Annotated in this window: 12 protein-coding genes and 2 pseudogenes; 10 read left to right on the top strand and 4 right to left on the bottom strand. The window is 55.3% G+C overall.

Annotation, left to right across the window (positions count from 1 at the left end):
• Positions 1 to 76 precede the first annotated feature (76 nt).
• The 4 genes and pseudogenes from ACSQ36_RS43240 to ACSQ36_RS43225 form a co-directional block, all read left to right on the top strand.
• Positions 77 to 2,224, top strand: coding sequence for a beta-galactosidase trimerization domain-containing protein (locus ACSQ36_RS43240; protein ID WP_047847844.1), 2,148 nt, complete (start codon positions 77 to 79; stop codon positions 2,222 to 2,224).
• A gap of 223 nt (positions 2,225 to 2,447) precedes the next feature.
• A complete protein-coding gene (locus tag ACSQ36_RS43235) occupies positions 2,448 to 3,638 on the top strand; it encodes a porin (protein WP_436186974.1) in 1,191 nt (396 codons plus the stop codon).
• A 101-nt stretch (positions 3,639 to 3,739) separates the two neighbouring features.
• Positions 3,740 to 4,774 (top strand): SMP-30/gluconolactonase/LRE family protein, encoded by a 1,035-nt coding sequence (locus tag ACSQ36_RS43230; protein WP_082163390.1) that lies wholly within the window; start codon positions 3,740 to 3,742, stop codon positions 4,772 to 4,774.
• 72 nt (positions 4,775 to 4,846) lie between these two features.
• Positions 4,847 to 4,972 (top strand): annotated as a pseudogene (locus ACSQ36_RS43225) (aldehyde dehydrogenase family protein); the annotation flags it as partial.
• A 207-nt stretch (positions 4,973 to 5,179) separates the two neighbouring features.
• On the opposite strand, the gene ACSQ36_RS43220 reads toward ACSQ36_RS43225, so the two are convergent.
• Positions 5,180 to 6,895, bottom strand: coding sequence for a tannase/feruloyl esterase family alpha/beta hydrolase (locus ACSQ36_RS43220; protein WP_436186973.1), 1,716 nt, complete (start codon positions 6,893 to 6,895; stop codon positions 5,180 to 5,182).
• A 970-nt stretch (positions 6,896 to 7,865) separates the two neighbouring features.
• Between ACSQ36_RS43220 and ACSQ36_RS43215 the strand changes: the two genes are divergently transcribed.
• From ACSQ36_RS43215 to ACSQ36_RS43190, 6 genes and pseudogenes are all read left to right on the top strand, one after another.
• On the top strand, positions 7,866 to 8,108 hold the full coding sequence (locus ACSQ36_RS43215) for a DUF4148 domain-containing protein (RefSeq protein ID WP_407639150.1): 243 nt from the start codon (positions 7,866 to 7,868) through the stop codon (positions 8,106 to 8,108).
• 360 nt (positions 8,109 to 8,468) lie between these two features.
• A pseudogene (locus tag ACSQ36_RS43210) lies at positions 8,469 to 9,391 on the top strand (NAD-dependent epimerase/dehydratase family protein).
• 17 nt (positions 9,392 to 9,408) lie between these two features.
• Positions 9,409 to 9,714, top strand: coding sequence for an antibiotic biosynthesis monooxygenase family protein (locus ACSQ36_RS43205; protein ID WP_047847902.1), 306 nt, complete (start codon positions 9,409 to 9,411; stop codon positions 9,712 to 9,714).
• 1,274 nt (positions 9,715 to 10,988) lie between these two features.
• A complete protein-coding gene (locus ACSQ36_RS43200; RefSeq protein ID WP_047847839.1) occupies positions 10,989 to 12,299 on the top strand; it encodes an MFS transporter in 1,311 nt (436 codons plus the stop codon).
• 627 nt (positions 12,300 to 12,926) lie between these two features.
• Entirely contained in the window at positions 12,927 to 14,159 is a 1,233-nt protein-coding gene (locus ACSQ36_RS43195; RefSeq protein ID WP_407639149.1) for an NAD(P)-dependent alcohol dehydrogenase, read from the top strand.
• Positions 14,160 to 14,192: 33 nt separating this feature from the next.
• The gene (locus ACSQ36_RS43190; protein ID WP_436186972.1) at positions 14,193 to 15,644 is read left to right on the top strand and encodes an aldehyde dehydrogenase; all 1,452 of its coding nucleotides are present in this window, start codon (positions 14,193 to 14,195) and stop codon (positions 15,642 to 15,644) included.
• Positions 15,645 to 15,750: 106 nt separating this feature from the next.
• On the opposite strand, the gene maiA is transcribed toward ACSQ36_RS43190, so the two are convergent.
• The 3 genes from maiA to gtdA form a co-directional block, all read right to left on the bottom strand.
• The gene (gene maiA / locus ACSQ36_RS43185) at positions 15,751 to 16,395 is read right to left on the bottom strand and encodes a maleylacetoacetate isomerase (RefSeq protein WP_047847836.1); all 645 of its coding nucleotides are present in this window, start codon (positions 16,393 to 16,395) and stop codon (positions 15,751 to 15,753) included.
• Positions 16,396 to 16,406: 11 nt separating this feature from the next.
• Positions 16,407 to 17,105, bottom strand: a complete 699-nt coding sequence (locus ACSQ36_RS43180) for a fumarylacetoacetate hydrolase family protein (protein WP_047847835.1) — start codon at positions 17,103 to 17,105, stop codon at positions 16,407 to 16,409.
• An 83-nt stretch (positions 17,106 to 17,188) separates the two neighbouring features.
• Positions 17,189 to 18,235, bottom strand: a complete 1,047-nt coding sequence (gtdA, locus tag ACSQ36_RS43175) for a gentisate 1,2-dioxygenase (RefSeq protein ID WP_047847834.1) — start codon at positions 18,233 to 18,235, stop codon at positions 17,189 to 17,191.
• Positions 18,236 to 18,307: the final 72 nt, after the last annotated feature.

Here is an 18,307-nt window from a genome sequence, read left to right as displayed (position 1 = left end):
ACGCTGCAAAGCGCGTGCTTCTCGATATACACACGTAAAAGCAATTTACGAAGAAACATCACATTAGGGTGCATCCATGAAAGAACAGCTTTGGTACAAAAAGCAGCTCAGGATATATCAGACAGTACTGCGTGAAGTGGATCTAATCGATTACGACGCTGCACGCGTAGTGGAGTATCTCGTCTCGGCCGATGCTAACTGCCTCGTCATCAACGCAGGTGGAGTGATTGATTTTTTTCAGAATAAACTCGAATTCGCAAATATTAGCAAATTTGTCGGCTCGAAAGACATCATTCAAGAGCTAACAGAGGAGTGCCACTCGCGCGGCATTCGAGTCATTGCGCGAGTTGATTTTCGGGGCGCCGAAAAAAGAGTCTTCGAACAGCGACCTGATGCGTTTGCGGTAGACGAAGCTTGCCAACCTCAAGTGTTCAACTACCTGGGGCATCCACTTCCAGAAACCCTATACACGCCGTGCTACCTTGGCTGGTATCGCAATGAGCATGCCTTCGACTTCGCGCGGCATCTGTTCGAAGAATACAACGTGGACGGAATTTGGGAAAACGCCTCAATGCACGAGGGAGTGTGCTACTGCAAGCGATGCCAGGCAGCGTTTATGGAAGACCATGACGATGAATTGCCACGTGGCGGACACTTCGCTGAATCGAAATACGATACATATAGGGCGTGGAAGTCCCGAATGCTACACCGCCATCTCTCCGCTTTTCGTCGGGAGATCAAGAAGTTCGGAGACGACAAGGCTTTTTGCGCCGAAATATTCGGCTTGTTCTATGACTTCTACAACTCCGCGGGGCATGATCTCTACAACATAAAAGACGCAATGGACTTTCTGGTTACTCCGCTCTTTATAGGAAATCATGAGCCGTTGAATGGACCTGGGACCCTCACCAAGTTTCTGAAGGCGTTAGATGAAGAAAAGACACCGGTCGTTCTCTTCGGTCACTTGGGCATGGATAATCAACTTCGTTACGTCTCAAACTCGCCGGCAGAACTAAAGATATGGATGTGGCAGGCACTGAGTGCTGGCGGCTCGCTGTGGGATGTTATCTTCAACGGTCAACACCCGGGCGCAACCTACGATCGGCGCAACGAAGCTGTGGTTCGCGACGTATTCAGAGTAATGAAGAGACACGAGGGTAAGCTGCACTCTCAGAAGTCGATCGCGCCAGTCGGAATATTCTATTCACAAAAGACAAATATAAAACATCGCAGACAAAATCGGGCGGAAGACCACTATCTCACTAATATTCTCGGTCTAGAGCAAACTCTGCAAGATAGACACCTTCAATATGATTTCGTTCTCGATCTTGATTTCTCGGCCCAGAAGCTTACGAATAAGAAATTATTGATAATTCCGCATTGTGAATTGCTATCGGACACGCATGCTGAAGTTATTCGCGCTTTCGTTTCCGCTGGCGGACATGTTATCTCGACGGGATCTACAGCGCTTCGCAATGAGGTTGGGGAGCTTCGGGACGATTTTGCCTTGACCGACGTCTTCGGCTGCTCTTACTCAGGTCTGTCCAAAGATTCATCGAAGTGGGGATATCAGTGGATCAGGCAACGGGAGCACCCGGTCATGCGCGATTTCGAGCAAACTCAACTCATCGCTAATTGGGGTGAATGTTTGCTGGTCGAAGTGCATCAAGGAAGCGGCGCTCAATCACTGGCCACATATGTTCCGGCCATTTATCCGCAGCCACCGGAAAAAGCATGGCTAACGTCGATGGAGACTCCGTACGCAACTGTCATCGAAAACGTATTCGGCGACGGACGGTCCATTTACTTCGCCACCGAAGTGGACAGAAATGTCTGGCATCACGGACACCCGGATTACTCGATGCTGCTGGGAAATACGGTGTCGTACATGCTTGGCGATGCCAACAGGTTGAGCACGAATGCGCCGGCTAGCGTTCAGATGACGATTTCGAAAGTTGACAATGACGAAGGCGGGTTTTTGCTGCACGTCATTAACGTCACGTCCTCGCCCCGGCGTCCCGTTGTAGATCTCGTCCCGGTCAGGGATATATCGATCGCCTTGGACCTTCCGGCACGTAAATATCATTCCTTTGAGGTTCTAACGGGAGATGCATCAGGTGTGGTTGTCCGTTCCGACAATAAGGTTGAAGACGACACGATACGCGTTGACGTTCAGATCGCCCATCTCAAAGATGTGGTGGCTTTGTACATCGCTGCGCAGTAGGGCCGCCACTGGAGCGAAGCAGCTTAGAACTTAACCATGAAGCGGGGCATTCGTTCGCCCTGTTGAGTCAAAGCCCGGAAATGGAACGCGAGATTTAGCAAGGGAGTTGTTGGTATTTCGATAAACGTAGACCATATCCAGACGGTCGCGCTTGCTCGAGTTTTTAGGTTGATTAGGAATACGAATATTTTATAGCCGTGTACAAGATAAAAAGGAGGAGAAGTTGAAAAAAACGCTCATAACTTCCGTCATTGGGACACTTTTTGCCGGTAGCGCATACGCTCAGAGCAGCGTTACGCTTTACGGCATTGTTGACGTTGGCATCACATATACATCGAACGTAGGTGGATCTCATCAAGTCGCTTTGACAAGCGGCGGCGAGACAGGAAGTCGATGGGGACTGACTGGTGTGGAGGATCTAGGGAACCGGTTGAAAACCATCTTCACGCTCGAGAATGGGTTCAGTGCGACCATGGGTGCACTTAAGCAAGGTGGTAGCCTCTTCGGCCGCCAAGCCTTTGTTGGCATTAGCAGCGATCAATATGGGACGGTGACGTTCGGCAGACAGAATGACGCTTCTTACAGCACGATGACGGGCTATCTACGCCTGTCAGCGGGCGGCACGTGGGCATCAAGCGGAACTGCGGATGGTACCCATGCAGTGGATGTCGACAACCTCGACGGCATCAATATCATCAGCAACGCCGTCAAATACCAGTCCCCAAACTTCGGCGGTTTGATCTTTTCCGGTATGTACAGCCTGGGGGGCGTGGCGGGTAACTTCACCCGAAATAATATTTATGACGTTGCAGTAGGTTACGACAATGGTTTGCTCAAAATGGGAGCATCGTATTTTTTTGCGAAGGATCCCAACTTCTCTTTCTGGGGGGGTAAGCCCAGCGACAGTCTGACAGGAAGCAACATCCCGTACGTCACAGTCGCGGGGTACGCGTCTGCCGAATCAGAACAGATAGCTGTGGTCGGTGGAGGATATACCTTAGGTCCCGCTATTGTCTCTTTGCTCTACAGCAACGTCAAATTCGGTGGGCTCGGCAGTATTACAGGCGTGACGACAGGCGCGGCGGCACAGTATCGTGGTTCGGCGTCGTTCAACACTGGCGAAATTAACGTAACGTATCAGGTGAATCCAGCGCTACTGCTCGGCGCTGCTTACAGTCAGACGAGAGATAGCGGGGCGAATAATAGTGAAGGCGCGAAGTATCAACAAATGAATCTGGGCGCCATTTATTCAGTTTCAAAGCGAACTTCACTTTATGCGACGGCTGCATATCAAAAAGCTTCCGGTACAAACTCGCTTGGAAAGAGCGCTGTAGCTGATCTCACGAGCGGTACAGCGCCTTCTGGAAACGATCATGAACTCTCGGTGATCATGGGGATAAGGCACAAGTTCTAAGCGAAGCTGAGACCCGTCACGGTTCGTTGACTCGTTGCCGGGTCTTTCCATCTCGTTCATCCTGGGTTTTCCCGTTACCGACATGTCTTCAGAGAAATTCCATGACACTCAATTATCGGGCGATTGCCGGTGTGGCAGGCTTTTTAATTGCCCTTTTGCCCTCGCCACGACTGCTTATGGCGCAACCGTCGGCTTATCCAATGCCGTCGTCGAACTTTACCTATACATCGCCGCAACCCAGCGTCAGTCTCGGTAGTCAGATAGGCATGCCGGGCCGCTCTCTCGGACTGGAAGCTATCTGCGGTTCCTGTCAGCTTGAGAAGTTCACCGATGAATGCGTTGGGCGCCTCGAGGGACCGAGTTTTGATAGAGATGGGAATCTCTGGATGGTCAGCCCGGCAACCGGCAGCATTTTTCGCGTAACGCCCAGCGGACACTGTGAGGTAGTTGCTCAGACTCCGGCTCCAAATGCAACGCGATTCGCACGCGATGGTCGTCTATTTGGCGTAGACAACAAGCTTGGTGTCTTCTGGCTTGACACAAAGACACTAAAGGTAACCTACGTAACAAACAGATATCGAACCGAGAACTTTCACGGTCTCGACGATCTCTATTTCGATCGCGCAGGAGGACTTTATCTAACCGACGCATATGGATCGAGTGTGCTTCATCCACAAGGTCAGGTTTTCTATCTCGCAACAAACGGCGACGTACGTAAGCTAATCTCGGGAAATCTTGCTTTTCCTAACGGCATTGTATTGTCGCCGGATGAGCGAACGCTGTACATCGACGACTGGGGCTCGAATCGGATAATTGCCGTTCCGGTCAGAAGTCCGGGAGAACTGGATGTGGATTCAGCCTGGGTCTTTGCCTATCTCAACGGCGGTCGTGGCCCGGATAGCATGACCATTGACTCTGACGGCAATGTTTATGCCGCGCACTATGGCGCCGGCGAGGTCGATGTCTTCGATTCCCACGGCTTTTATTACGGGGCCATCCGTATGCCCGCTGGCGCCGGCATGGTTCCGTCGAACGTCACCATTCACGGCGGCTACCTTTTCATTACCGAAATGGATCAACACACCGTTTGGAGAGTGCGGACAAAAGTCCGCAGCGTGAATCAGTGGCCAGAGTGACACCCTTAACACAATCGGGTAGGCGAACCCGTTCGCTAATCAGTGTCGCGTTGTCGAAAGGCTGAAGGTGGTATGACGGGCGGTCAAACCAGGGCCGCCGACACGATGCAGCCTACGATCATCGAACACGTAACTCCATCGATGGCGACTTACCACGAGGAAACACTTGGCCCGATCATGACTGTAGTGCAAGTGTCGGAAACTGCGGAGCCCGCGAGGATACCCGTGGTCGCTGATCTAGCGAGCAATTCATCGTCGTCATTGCTTCAGATAAAGCGTCTTGCCGTACAAATACCGTTCGCGGACTTCGGTAAAAGGAACTTATACGCGTGGCGTGGAAGATCAAGGCGAGCCCTAATACTCGCGACGGCTTCATGCACGGGTATTGAGGCACGATGTGCGCACTCAGTTCAGGTAGCGGGGCGCGGGTGTAGGAACTCCGCCACGAGGGCCATCTTTGCAAATGAAGCTACTGGCCGCAGTGGGGTCCCCAGCCCGGTATACCGGCAGTTGCGGATAAGCACAAAGCGGACGCTGCATCACCGGCTGAGGATTTGCTCCCGTACTGTACTTGCTCGCTATAAGCTGTATAGGAGGCGTTTGATTCTCAACCCAATCTACCAGCTGTAAAAGTACGTCGTGCGCCTTGTCCGGAGGAAGGTAAGTAGCATAGGACTGCCCGAACTCACCAACCCCAGCTCCTCCGCCGATAGAGGCGCAGTGTCCCATGCCCGGTACGATGTAGTAGCGGAAGAAGTTCTGCGTCGCGTTAAGATCGGCTCCCTGGTCCTGTACGACGCGCTCGTAATATTCGATCTCAGATGGGAGTGGAACACCTGGGTCCGAACTGCCGTTGTACATGATCAGCTTTCCGCCGTTGGACTTGAAATCATTGAGGTCAGCGCTATTGGCATTCAGCGGGGGCGCGAGCAATGCATCAACCGTGTCGATGTTGTGGTCGAAATCGAAAGACAGGTAGTCGTAGCCGGCGCCGAACGTCCACAACAAATCGTAGAGTTGTTGAGACGGCCACGCGGAAGCGTCTTGCTGATTTACGAGACCCAAGGGCAGGTTCTCGGTACCGAAAGGCATGCCGGAAAAAATCCGTTCCCCTGTGCGAGGATTCGTCGGGCCAGCGTATGTCGCCTCCAGCGCTGTTAGCTGTGCTGGCGTCAGGCAGGTGTCGTCGTTGCTACTCGAGCATTTCGGCAACGTGTCTGGATTGAAGTTGCACTGGCGCGGATCAGTGAGGAATCCGTCTGTCGGCGCTCCACCGTCCTTACCCGCACACGATGCGACAACGTTAGCGGTGACCATGTTCAGCTTTCCTTGTGTCATCTGAGCTCCAGTCGCGTTAAGAGCTTTCAGGTTCCAGGAAAACATGGCATTCAGGTGCGTTCGGTTGAACGCTGGTGCACCCGCGATGATTCCGTTGTAGTCGGTCGGATACCGCTGGGCAATGGAGAGTGCCTGCTGTCCTCCGGTGGAACAACCAGAGAAATAGGAAGTCTGCGGGCCTGTCTTGTAAAAAGCATTGACGAGCGCTTTGCCGGCAATTGTCATCTCATGATTCGCGCGGTAACCGAAGTCGTTCCAGCGCTCCGGATGACCAATCATATTGTTTATGTTTGGTGATGTGCCCAAATCGGTATTGGCTGACGCGAAGCCACGCTGAAGTCCTTGCGCGATGCCTGTGACGTAAGCGATTGATCCGGCACCTCCTCCGTTGCCCGTAGCCAGGAAGCGGCGGTTCCAAGCTGTCTGTGGGAGCCAGACTTCGACATTGATGTCAGAATCCGGCGTTGGTTGCATCAGCACCGTCACGCGGCAAAAAGCCGGTAATCCCGTAATCGCGCTTGCTTGACCGGGTGGAGTGAAACTTCCGGCTGCAATTGATTGTGCACTCTGCACAATACCGTCAGGAATCGCCGTGTTTGTAAGCGTTTCGCATGGCACCTGCGCACTCGTTACGGGGCCTGCGGGACTAACGACGGGCGCGCCGTCGCCGTGCCCTCCGCAGCCAGATAAAACGATTGCTGCTGCGGCCACGCATGATGCCATCACAGCAGGCACCATCTGCCGCGATGCCTCGAAAACCTGGCCACTCTTTCTCATGTTCATGTCGTCTCCTTGAGGCTGACTTAATTCGGTATTTTCTTGGGAGCAGACGTCAGCAAATTTCGGCCTACGTCGATTTAGAACGTTGATGAATGCGGAAGGATGATGCGGCAATAAGTGAGAGGCTAGATGACCTCTGCGCAAGATACGCATACGAGAGCAATGGCTGAACGTTCCCGCTTCAGGAAAGGGAGACGGTCTTCGTTTCGTTCATTGCGAGCATGCCGAGTAATCCGGCGGCCGATGCAATCGATACGTGCGCCTACCCACGACAGCCCAGCCTGCGTTGTCGAAAAAGGGCAATGCAGACATAGGCAGGTATCCCATAATGTTCGTACTACTTATTTGTTATCGGTCGACCCGACAGAACAGACATGAGGCGATGGCCAGCAATGCAAGTTTTACGGAAGAAATATAGTGTGCGCATATAAAACACTCTATAGGTGGAGAACCGGCTAGGGCAAACCCTATGACGACAACGAAAAGTGCCGCGAGATGACGGCGCATCGCGTTCTGAGCGGGCTCGGTTAGCGCTTCGCTTGTGAAACTGGTACTACATACGCAGAGGTGCCATGAGACGGGGAGGTGCTGCGAAGGGAGATGCGAGTCGCGCCGACTGTCGTGCCGGACGCGCTCGAATTTGTGACGAACCGCGCGAGCGGACGGCAATCGGGCGACGATTGGCGCTTGCGCGATCGTCGAAAACGACCCTCTGTGGCTTCATGATCAGTGACGCGTAGCGCACCGACTGTCACGTGAACGGGAAAGTAAAAGATGGATCGGTGGGTGTAGAAACACCCCACGCTCTGTTCAACGGAATTGACGTGGCGCAAGACGGCAGCCTTAATGAGCATTGTCACGGCCATGTGCGAGGCGGCGAACCATTCGTTTCATTGTCTAGGCGACAGCTGTTTATCCGCATCAAATGAATTAATAGAATGGCTCACTGGCTACCAACAAGCGTGTTCGCAGCATGAACAGAAAGAATTCAGAAGTAAGTCATCGTGAAGTTGCTCATTCAAGCCGCCGTATTGCCGCGGTGCTCACCGCTCCGGTCGCCTCGTTCGCACAGTCGGACCTGCTTGTCACCCGCAAGTACGCCGAGCTGGCCCAACTCGAAAAGGCCGGCTATAGCCCAGCCCGCGGCAGCGATCTGTACTACCCGGCCGACATCCAGATTGCTGCGCTCTCCGAGCACAATAGGGAATTCGCATAAAAACATCAATGTCGCCACATTTTCGATCCGCACTTGCCGATCTGTTTGCCAGTACACTTAATACTTCACATATGAATTAATGTAGACTTTAACGTGTCGGATGACTCGAACGTCCGACCAACGTTCGAGAGGCTTGCATACACAGAACAAGGAAACTTGATGGCCCGCGGCTCAGAGGCAAGATCGCGGTCGTCACGGGCGGAGGCGGCGGAATCGGGTCCGTCGCACTGCGGCATTTGCGGTGCGCGGGCGGAGGCAGCAGCGTCAACATACGCTGTCGACGGACGCTGATAGTCTGCCGACCCGAACATAGATTTGCCGCGCGCGGCCCGTCCGCAACTTCATCAAGGATTCTCACCAATGAACATCTTCCTTACAGGCGCAACCGGATACATCGGTAGCAGCGTCGCCGCGGCGCTGAAGGACGCGGGGCATCGTGTGCGCGGACTCGTTCGTTCGCCAGCTAACGCCGAACTGGTCGGTAACGCCGGAATCGAGCCGGTCTTCGGATCGCTTGCCGATGTCGATCTGCTCAAATTCGAAGCAAGAGCCGCCGACGGTGTGATCAACACCGCAAGTGCCGACGACCTTGAATCGGTAGAAGCCATGCTCGAAGCCCTACAAGGGTCGGGCAAAGTATTTCTGCATACGAGCGGGTCAAGGTGATCGGCGACGATGCCCGCGGCGAGTGGACCGCGGATGCGATATTTGATGAAGACACGCCGTTCGTCGTCGAGCCGCTCAAACAGCCCAGGCATGCGCTGAACCAGTTCATTCTCGGCGCGGCAGATCGCGGCATCCGGTCGGCTGTGATCTGTCCCAGCCTCATTTATGGAGTTGGGCGTGGAATCAATCCGCTCAGCATACAGATCCCTTCTCTGGTCCAGAACGCGCGCGAAAATGGCGTGGTGCAGATCGTCGGCAAAGGCGCAAATCGGTGGTCGAATGTCCATATCGACGACGTCACCGCGCTCTATCTGCTCGCGTTTGACAACGCGACGAGCGGCGCATTCTATTTTGTGGAGAACGGAGAGGCTTCCTTCGCCGAGATTGGGGCGGCAATCGCGACAAGGCTCGGGCTAGGCACCGTTGAGTCGCTCGACGCCGAAGAAGCCGCAAGCCGCTGGAGCGAACCGCTTGCCTTCTACTCGCTCGGCAGCAACAGCCGCGTCCGCGCCAAGCGCGCGCGGCACGATCTGGGATGGTCGCCTCAACACGCGTCGGTCACATCGTGGATCTTGAACGAAATGCCCACACGACACGACTCCCATCTGTCCCCATGAACCAAATAGGACCCTCCATGATTCTCGAACTAGCGGATCTGCTCACCTATCCCGGCCAACAAGCAGAGTTTGAGCAAGCCGTGCGACGCGGTGTCGAGACGGTCATCGCAAAAGCAAGGGGCTTTCGCCACTACTCATTGCGGCGAAGCGTCGAATCACCGGAGCGTTATATCCTTCAGATCGAATGGGATAGCTTGGAGGACCACACACTCGGCTTTCGGGGCACCCTCGCAGCCGTTGAGTGGCGAAGCATTGTCGACCCCTACTTCGCCTGCGCACCTCAGGTCGAGCACTTCGACCTCGTCGCAACATCGTCTGATTGAAGATTGCTAGTCGCGGGCTGCGACTAGCATGCGTCATCGTTCGATCTACTTCGGCCGGCGGGAAATTGGGTCCCGATCTGATTCGCTTTGAGCCCGGAAGAAAGCGGCTATCTACCATAGGACATGGCTCCGACGCCTTATGGCGAGTCGCCAAAGGACATGCTGGTTTCTGAACCGCCGGTCGGCTCTCCTTACCCCCACGTCGACCGGCGTATTACCGCTGTCCGACGTGGGCATGTGCTTCGTTGAACAAACACGTGCGACGCGATTTCTGCCAGCGGAATGCTGCTATTGTCGATGCACGACGACAGCGAGAAACCGTCAAGACTGCGTCGCGCAATCGACGACGCTCGTTACGGACGCCTCTCATCTCTGGCTTCGACGCAGCACGGGGTTATACGTCGCTCACCACTGGAAGAGCCGATTCGTCCACGTGAATGACGATCGTCGGTACCACGAATCCGATTAGAAACACCGCATCGGGTGCGACACAATAAGCAACCAACCGTGTGACAGATGTTCGCGCGCCATTTCCGCCATCAGCAGCGAAGAGGCAACCACAGGCTCAGCGCTAACCAGGAAGTCGTTGACAAGCCACTAACGGTCTGATGCAGGGCGCCAGGTAGTGTTCTCGGAAACCGGATGTCAAGTCCACCGTAATGATTCCGTCGGCTCGATCTTGCGACCACTGCCTCCCCATCAATGATTGACATCGTCGAGCAGCGCGAGACGCGCCGGCAAGTTTCTGAACCCGTCTTTCGCGCCTCTAGTAAGACACTGGTCAGATGAACGCGTCGCACACTGCAGGGTTAGCGGTTATCTATTGGCGTCCACTTGGTGCATTCCTACTGAGCCAGTGCAACAGCTGCAAGACACGCGCCAACCAGATCGCCGTCTCATGTGGAAGACTGCGCGAACATTTGAAAACGGTAAGTATTCACATACGAATTCTATGTTTCATACCAATCCAGAAGAAATAGTTGCTGGCACTGCCTTTGCACGTTGGCAAGACCTAATCGCCATATTTCATGGAAAACGAGGCCTGCGCCAGTTATACGCATTTACCCTATCAGGAACTATCCTGATCATATTTCTACATATGCACAATATATTTCATGTATAAATTTACCGCTGCGAACACTTGAATCCGCCGTCGACGACATCTGCCTCGTTCAGCCCTGATTCGATCGCAGACCGTTGTCACTGGCACGCCGGTCGGACAACCTCTACACCACCACAAGAACAGACGTAGCCACGCCTCGGAGAACCTAAAAATGTCAGTCTCATCTGTACCTACTACAAAAGTAAACTCCGTCAAACAACAAAATAGGAGTACGAAGATATTGTTCGCGAGCTTTATAGGTACAGCCATCGAATTCTATGACTTCTACGTCTATGCGACAGCCGCTGCGTTAGTTATCGGCCCGGTATTTTTCCCACGGGGATCGGCAACCGCGCAAGCCCTGTCGGCATTTGTGACGTTCGGGATCGCCTTCATTGCCCGTCCTATAGGATCATTTTTGTTCGGTCACTTTGGTGATCGCATCGGCCGGAAGTCGACGTTAGTTGGTTCACTCCTGGTGATGGGCACGTCAACCACTTTGATCGGCTTTTTACCTGGCTACAACTCGATCGGGAGTCTCGCACCGGTTCTGCTATGCGCGCTCCGTTTCGGTCAAGGTATAGGCTTGGGCGGTGAATGGGGAGGTGCCTCACTGCTCGCCACAGAAAACGCTCCCGCGGGTAAGCGTGGCTGGTACGGCATGTTTCCCGCACTGGGCCCGTCAATCGGCTTCCTTGCTTCGAACGGCCTTTTCTTTGCGCTATCGTTGACACTGACTGACGACCAGTTTCGCGACTGGGGGTGGCGAGTTCCCTTTCTCGTCAGCGCAGTCCTCGTTGTGTTGGGTCTGTACGTCCGTCTCAAGATTGCCGAAACGCCCGCCTTCCGCGCCGCAATTGAGAAGCGCGAATGTATAAAGGTCCCAAGCGCAGAACTCCTCTCGAAACATTGGCTCCCCACTCTGCTCGGGGCGTTGGCGATGGTGCCTTGTTACACGTTGTTTTACAACTCCACCACGTTTTCCCTCTCGTACGGCGTGTCGGTGCTGCACATGCCACGTCAGACCTTTCTCGGCCTGCTTTGCATTGCAGTGGTATTTATGGCGCTCGCTACACCGCTCGCGGCGTGGGCATCAGACCGTTGCGGCAGAAAACCTGTGATGATCGCGGGCATTACTGCAGCTATTCTGTCGGGATTCTTGATGGAGCCGCTTCTCGGAAGTGGCTCCACTACGCTGATCCTGCTTTTCCTCGTCATTCAGTTGTTCCTGATGGGTGCAACGTTCGCCCCGATGGGCGCCCTGCTACCAGAACTCTTTCCGACAAACGTCCGATACACCGGGGCGGGCGTTTCCTACAACTTGGGCGGTATCCTTGGAGCGTCGGTCGCGCCATATATCGCTCAGTTGCTAGCCGCACACGGCGGTTTGAGTTGGGTAGGCGCGTATGTATCCGTAGCCTCAGCGGTAGGCCTTATTGGCATGCTTTGCATGCGCGAAACGCGACACGTATCCCTTTCGTGATCAGACGACGAAGACGTCTTCCTCACCCACCTCCGCAGCGATTTCGGCCATAGTCTAGGCATGAGACTAGGTCAACCTTATCCGTGTTTCGTGCCACCTGACGAAGCTCACGATATGCTGCTGCGGATGGTGGATTGGGTCGAAAACTAAAACGAACCGCAGCAGATCATCGCCACAAGATATGGAAGCGGCTCTACACCAGTACCTGCAATGGGGCGGCCCATGTGCATCTCCCGAACTGCCAACCTAGCAGAGCGGTGAGCCGACTAGAGCCAGCAGCTTCACCCGCTAGGTGCACGAGGCAATGTGTCGACGCCTACGCCGAGATACCTGAACTAGACGAAAAGGCTCATCGGTTCACTTGGTCGCTATCCTTGAAAATTCGGCTGGTCGCGTTACTTCCAAGGTCCCGCTTGCCTCGTGCGTCATTACCGCCAAACCTGCCAGCCAGGAAGGTACGGCGAACCTTGCGAGGCCTATCCATCGCGCTCCTCCCGACGAAGCAATATTCACCCCGTGAATATGCCAATTAAGCGTGGCTTTATTGGCCCAACGTCCACTGTCGTCCATTATTTGTAAGTCGACACCACCGAGCAAAGCTGACGCCGTGCATGCATAAAACGATTGATGCGTCAAACTTCGGTCAGTGATCTCTCGAAGAAACAGAGCAGCGGCGGCAGCCTATTCGCAAAAAAATTACTGCTCCCGAAAGCCGACCCGACGCGATTCCCCAGGAGACATTTCATGCCACAACAGATTACTGCAGCCATCGTCCGCACCGCGGGCGGTGCTCTCACGCTCGAACAACTCACTCTCGGAGATCCGCAACCACACGAAGTAGTTGTCAAGATAGTTGCCACTGGTGTTTGCCACACGGACATGGTCATCCGTGACCAGTTGTTTACCACGCCACTCCCACTTGTACTCGGTCACGAAGGTGCCGGAATTGTCGAGGCCGTCGGCAGCGAGGTAACGCGAGTTGTGCCGGGCGATCACGTCGTGATGACATACATGTCTTGCGGACATTGCGATACATGCGTGTCCGGGCACCCTGCATACTGCGAAAACATGGCACCTCTGAATTTCGGAGGAGCGCGAGAAGATGGTACGAGTGGCCTCTGCGATTGCGCGGGACATTCCGTCCACGGTCATTTCTTTGGCCAATCTTCATTCTCAACCTATGCACTCGCAAGCGATCGCAACGTTATCAAGGTTCCCAAAGACATCCCACTGGAACTGCTCGCCCCTTTGGGTTGCGGTATCCAGACGGGTGCCGGCGCCGTGCTGAACTCTCTGAAAGTATCAGCGGGCTCAAGCTTTGCGGCGTTCGGGACAGGGGCAGTCGGACTGGCCGCCATCATGGCTGCCAGAGTAGCAGGCGCGACTACCATTATCGCCGTCGATATCGTGCCAAATCGGCTCGAATTGGCACTTCAGCTTGGCGCCACACACACTGTCAACCCGAAACTGGCTAACCCGGTTGAGGCGATCCGCGAGTTCACCGGGGGTGGTGCGAACTTTACACTGGAATGCAGTGGGCGGCCCGAGGTGCTTCGTCAAGCAGTTGACAGTCTGTCAATCTTCGGCACGTGTGGAATCGTGGGTGCCACCAAAATCGGCACTGAGGTTTCGCTGAATATTAACGACGTCATGATTCCCAGCCGACGAATCATGGGCATCGTTCAGGGCGACGCCCTTTCGCACCGTTTCATCCCCACTCTCATCGAGCTGTACCGCCAAGGACGTTTCCCGTTCGACAGGCTCATCAAGCAATATCGTTTCGACCAAGTCAACGAGGCGATGAAGGACAGTGAGAGCGGAGCGACGATCAAGCCGGTACTGATGTTTGAAGGCCAGTAAAACTGGCTCAATCTGGGTTACAGGAGCAGAAACTTGAAGACGCAACTCGTCATAGATAACGAAACCAAAGACGCTGGAGACGGTAAAACATTCTCACGTTACCACCCGGTTTCGGGCAGCGTGGTCACGGTAGGCGCAGCGGCGACCGTTGCAGACGCGATCGCCGCAGCGGACTCGGCGCGAGCAGCGTTAGGCAGTTGGAGTAAGGTGGGCCCTTCAGAGCGTCGTCGCCTACTATTGAAGGCAGCGGACATTCTCGAAGGCAAGCTTCTCTCTCTGCGCGAGACAATGGCCAACGAGATAGGCGCATCTAACCTGTGGTCCGACTTCAACGTCATGGGGTCCGCCGCTCTCTTTCGCGAGGCAGCCGCGTTAGCGACGCAAATTCAAGGTGAAACAATTCCTACTGATAAGCCTGACACGCTCTCCTTTACGGAGCGGCATCCAGTAGGTGTCGTCTTAAGCATCGTCCCGTGGAACGGTCCAGTACTCCTTGCTGCCCGCGCGATCGCATACCCGTTGATTTGCGGCAACACCGTCGTGTTCAAGGCGTCCGAGACCAGTCCGGCGACCCACCTAGCCGTCGCACAGAGTCTCTACGAAGCGGGTTTTCCCCCGGGCGTGCTGAACTTTGTCACCTGCGCTACTGAAGATTCACCACAAGTCATCGACGCGCTAATCGCTCACCCCGCAGTTCGCCGAATCAACTTCACCGGTTCAACGCGAGTAGGTCGAATCATTGCAGAGAAAGCGGCGAGCCAGCTAAAGCGCTGCCTGCTTGAACTGGGCGGCAAAGCGCCATTTGTTGTACTCGACGACGCGGACATCGACGCGGCCGTCAATGCGGCAACATTCGGGTCGTTTCTGTACCAGGGTCAAATCTGCATGTCGACCGAGCGATTCGTCGTCGACGAAAAGGTCGCCGACCAGTTTGTTACCCGTTTTGCCGCGCGCGCAAACGAACTGCCGGTCAGCGACCCGGCCACCGGTGCCGAATGCGTAGTTGGCCCGTTGGTCAGCGCGGAATCGGGTAAGCGAATCAATTCGCTCATCAACGATGCGTTGTCGAAAGGCGCGAAGGTGGTGACAGGGGGCGAAGCAGCCGCCGCAGTCATGCGACCCACGATCGTCGACCACGTAGATCCGACGATGGCGATTTACGACGAGGAAACCTTTGGTCCCGTCACAACGGTTGTACGGGTATCTGGAGTCGAGGAGGCAGTGAGAGTAGCCAATGATACCGCGTATGGTTTGTCGTCCGCCGTCTTTGGGCGCGACGTGACCCGTGCCTTGGCTGTCGCACGCAGAATCGATGCCGGCTGCGTACACATCAATGGTGCTACGGTGCAAAACGAAGCGCAGGCGCCGTACGGGGGAATGAAGCAAAGCGGGTACGGCCGCTTCGACGGACGTGCGGTCATCGACGAATTCACCGAACTCAAGTGGATTACGATCGAGCCAGCGGGACAGCCGTACCCATTCTGATTAGCATTTCAAGCCCAACTGGCGCGAGGATAAATAACATTGTCCTCGCGCCCCATTCCATGGGAGCTCTAAACCAGGCCAGGGCAAGCGCCTGGCCATGTTTCTGTTACGGCGAGACAAAATCGGGCTGAAGTCCAGGTTGCGCTGCATCAAACGCCGGATGAGAGATCGCGTGGCGATAAACGGCCATGCTCGTTGGGTACGCATCCAGGTTGCACCCCATCCTCAGCGCGTTCGCAATCTGTGGAACGAGACAACAGTCGGCCAACGTAGGCTGTTCACCAAAGCACCAGGGGAGTCTGCCATATTTCGAGAGCAGCCGTTCAACGCCGCTCATCCCCTCGGCTACCCAATGCTTGTACCACTCGCTCTTCTGCTCCGGCGTGACATTCAGAACAGTATCGAGGTACTTGAGCACACGAAGGTTGTTGACCGAATGCATATCGGAAGAAATCAGCTGTGACACTTCCAGCACACGCGCACGTTGCTCGGGCTCTGCAGGAATGAGCTGCGGCTCCGGATAGCGGGTGTCGAGCCAATCGACGATCGCAAGTGACTGGCCCAGGCTGAACTCACCATCCGTCAACGCCGGAACGGCAGCCGAGGGATTTACCCCTTCGACATACGCTTCTTTGCGGTGCTCACCGGTCCGGATGTTGACCGGAACGTAGTCAAACGAAACGCCCTTGAGCTCAAGCGCGATACGTACCCGATACGAGGTCGAGCTATTGAAAAAACTGTGCAGTTCCATGACGCCCCCCTCTACACCACGCGGACGTGAAGCTCGCCCAGCTTCTCAACGCCTACCGTGATCGAATCCCCTGCGTTTACTGCGCCAACGCCTTCTGGCGTTCCTGTGTAGATGACGTCGCCCGGCTCAAGGCGGAAGAACTTCGATAGGTCGGCGACGGTCTCAGCAACCGACCAGATCAGATGCGCGACGTCGCTCTGCTGCTTCGTTTCGCCGTTCACCGTCAACCATATGCCGCCGTTTTCAAAATGCCCGACGTCACCCGCCTTGTGAATCGGGCCAATCGGCGCGGAGCGATCAAAGGCCTTGCCGATTTCCCACGGACGCCCCATTTCGCGCATCTTCATCTGCAAGTCGCGGCGCGTCATGTCGAGGCCGACGGCATAGCCCCAGACGTGATCGAGTGCATCGGCTACCGCGATGTCGGACCCACCTTTTCCGATCACCGCGACCAGCTCCGCCTCGTAGTGGAAGTTGTTAGTTTGAGGCGGATAGTTCAACTCCAGCGACTCGCCATAGGCCACCGGCACCACCGCGTCTGTGGGCTTGCAGAAGAAAAACGGCGGTTCGCGATCGGGATCGAAGCCCATTTCACGCGCGTGTGCAGCATAGTTACGGCCGACGCAATAGACGCGGCGCACAGCATAATGCGCATCGCTACCCACAATAGGCACAGCGACGGGTGCGTCAGGTTGAAAAACGAATTCCATAACAAGAGTCTCCTGATAGCTAACTGACTGGACGAATGTGTGCGAAGAACGCTCAGCGCATCCCTCGCACCGAAGGCGAAAACTTAGTCGCGCTTTTCACGCAGCAAATTCAGCGCTGAAAGGATGGGGCGATCTGAATAGCTGAAAAGCACGCTGTCGTCATTGGCCTCCAGACTCACTGGCTGCCACGACGGCACGACAAAGATATCGTGTGGTGCGAACTCGAAGTGTGCATCGCCGATACGCACGCTACCCTTGCCTTCCACGACACAAAAGATGGTGGCGTCGGTCGTGCGATAAGTCTTCCCGGAAAATCCGGCTGGCAGAAACTGCATGAATGTCGCAATGGTAGGCATCGGCCAGCCACCCGTCACAGGATTGAGGTAGCGGAGTTTGACGCCGTCCCATGCGTCCAGCTCGCCATTGCGATGGAGAGTATCGAGTGCTTCCCGGCTGCGCTCATAGGGATAGCTGAAGATCGGCGACGTTGGATCGCTGACCACATGACGGACAGGAACCATGTTGTGCCCAAACCGCGCAAAGCTGTCGCCCTCCGGGCGTAGCACCGGTTGGCTGGATTCGGGATAGCTTTCAGCGAATCCAGCGTCAAGCGCCCCAACGACAGGAATGTCCAGACCGTCAAGCCACACAACCGGCTCGCCACCGTCGGCGACGCCCGGGTTCCCGTGGTCATGCCAGGTCCAGGAAGGCGTGATGATGAAATCACCGGGATGCATGGTGGTGCGTTCGCCGTTGACCGCGGTCCAAGCACCCCGGCCTTCCATGATGAAGCGCAACGCCGACTGAGTATGGCGATGACTCGGCGCAACCTCGCCGGGAAGGATCAACTGCAGGCCGGCGTAGAGCGCCGGTGTAATACTTGATTTGCCCGGCAGGCCTGGATTTTCGAGCACAAGTACTCGCCGAACCGCTTCCTCGGCGCTGATGATCGAGCCGGCCTGCATGACCAGATCGCGAATTGAAGCGTACTTCCAGATAGCTGCCTTGGCCTGCGGTCGCGGCTCTTTGGGCACGAGGTTGTGCAACGACTCCCAGAGCGGAGATAGCTGTTGTGTCGAGAGTTGCTGATAATAGGCAGCGCGCTGTTCTTTGACCGTATTAGCAGTCATGCGTGTCTCCTGATGATGGTCGTCCCTGCATCTACGCTCTCGCGGTGCGAGAGCTCACGGAATGTGTCGCCG

Source organism: Caballeronia sp. LjRoot34, from assembly GCF_964253815.1.
In the GTDB taxonomy this organism is placed as follows: Bacteria; Pseudomonadota; Gammaproteobacteria; order Burkholderiales; family Burkholderiaceae; genus Caballeronia.
This window is presented reverse-complemented; position numbering and strand designations above follow the sequence as displayed.

Excerpts from the sequence above, each read along its gene's own strand:
- ACSQ36_RS43240 (WP_047847844.1), top strand. The coding sequence starts at position 77 with ATGAAAGAACAGCTTTGGTACAAAAAGCAGCTCAGGATATATCAGACA.
- ACSQ36_RS43230 (WP_082163390.1), top strand. The coding sequence starts at position 3,740 with ATGACACTCAATTATCGGGCGATTGCCGGTGTGGCAGGCTTTTTAATT.
- ACSQ36_RS43220 (WP_436186973.1), bottom strand. The coding sequence starts at position 6,895 with ATGAACATGAGAAAGAGTGGCCAGGTTTTCGAGGCATCGCGGCAGATG.
- ACSQ36_RS43215 (WP_407639150.1), top strand. The coding sequence starts at position 7,866 with ATGAACAGAAAGAATTCAGAAGTAAGTCATCGTGAAGTTGCTCATTCA.
- ACSQ36_RS43205 (WP_047847902.1), top strand. The coding sequence starts at position 9,409 with ATGATTCTCGAACTAGCGGATCTGCTCACCTATCCCGGCCAACAAGCA.
- ACSQ36_RS43200 (WP_047847839.1), top strand. The coding sequence starts at position 10,989 with ATGTCAGTCTCATCTGTACCTACTACAAAAGTAAACTCCGTCAAACAA.
- ACSQ36_RS43195 (WP_407639149.1), top strand. The coding sequence starts at position 12,927 with ATGCGTCAAACTTCGGTCAGTGATCTCTCGAAGAAACAGAGCAGCGGC.
- maiA (WP_047847836.1), bottom strand. The coding sequence starts at position 16,395 with ATGGAACTGCACAGTTTTTTCAATAGCTCGACCTCGTATCGGGTACGT.
- ACSQ36_RS43180 (WP_047847835.1), bottom strand. The coding sequence starts at position 17,105 with ATGGAATTCGTTTTTCAACCTGACGCACCCGTCGCTGTGCCTATTGTG.
- gtdA (WP_047847834.1), bottom strand. The coding sequence starts at position 18,235 with ATGACTGCTAATACGGTCAAAGAACAGCGCGCTGCCTATTATCAGCAA.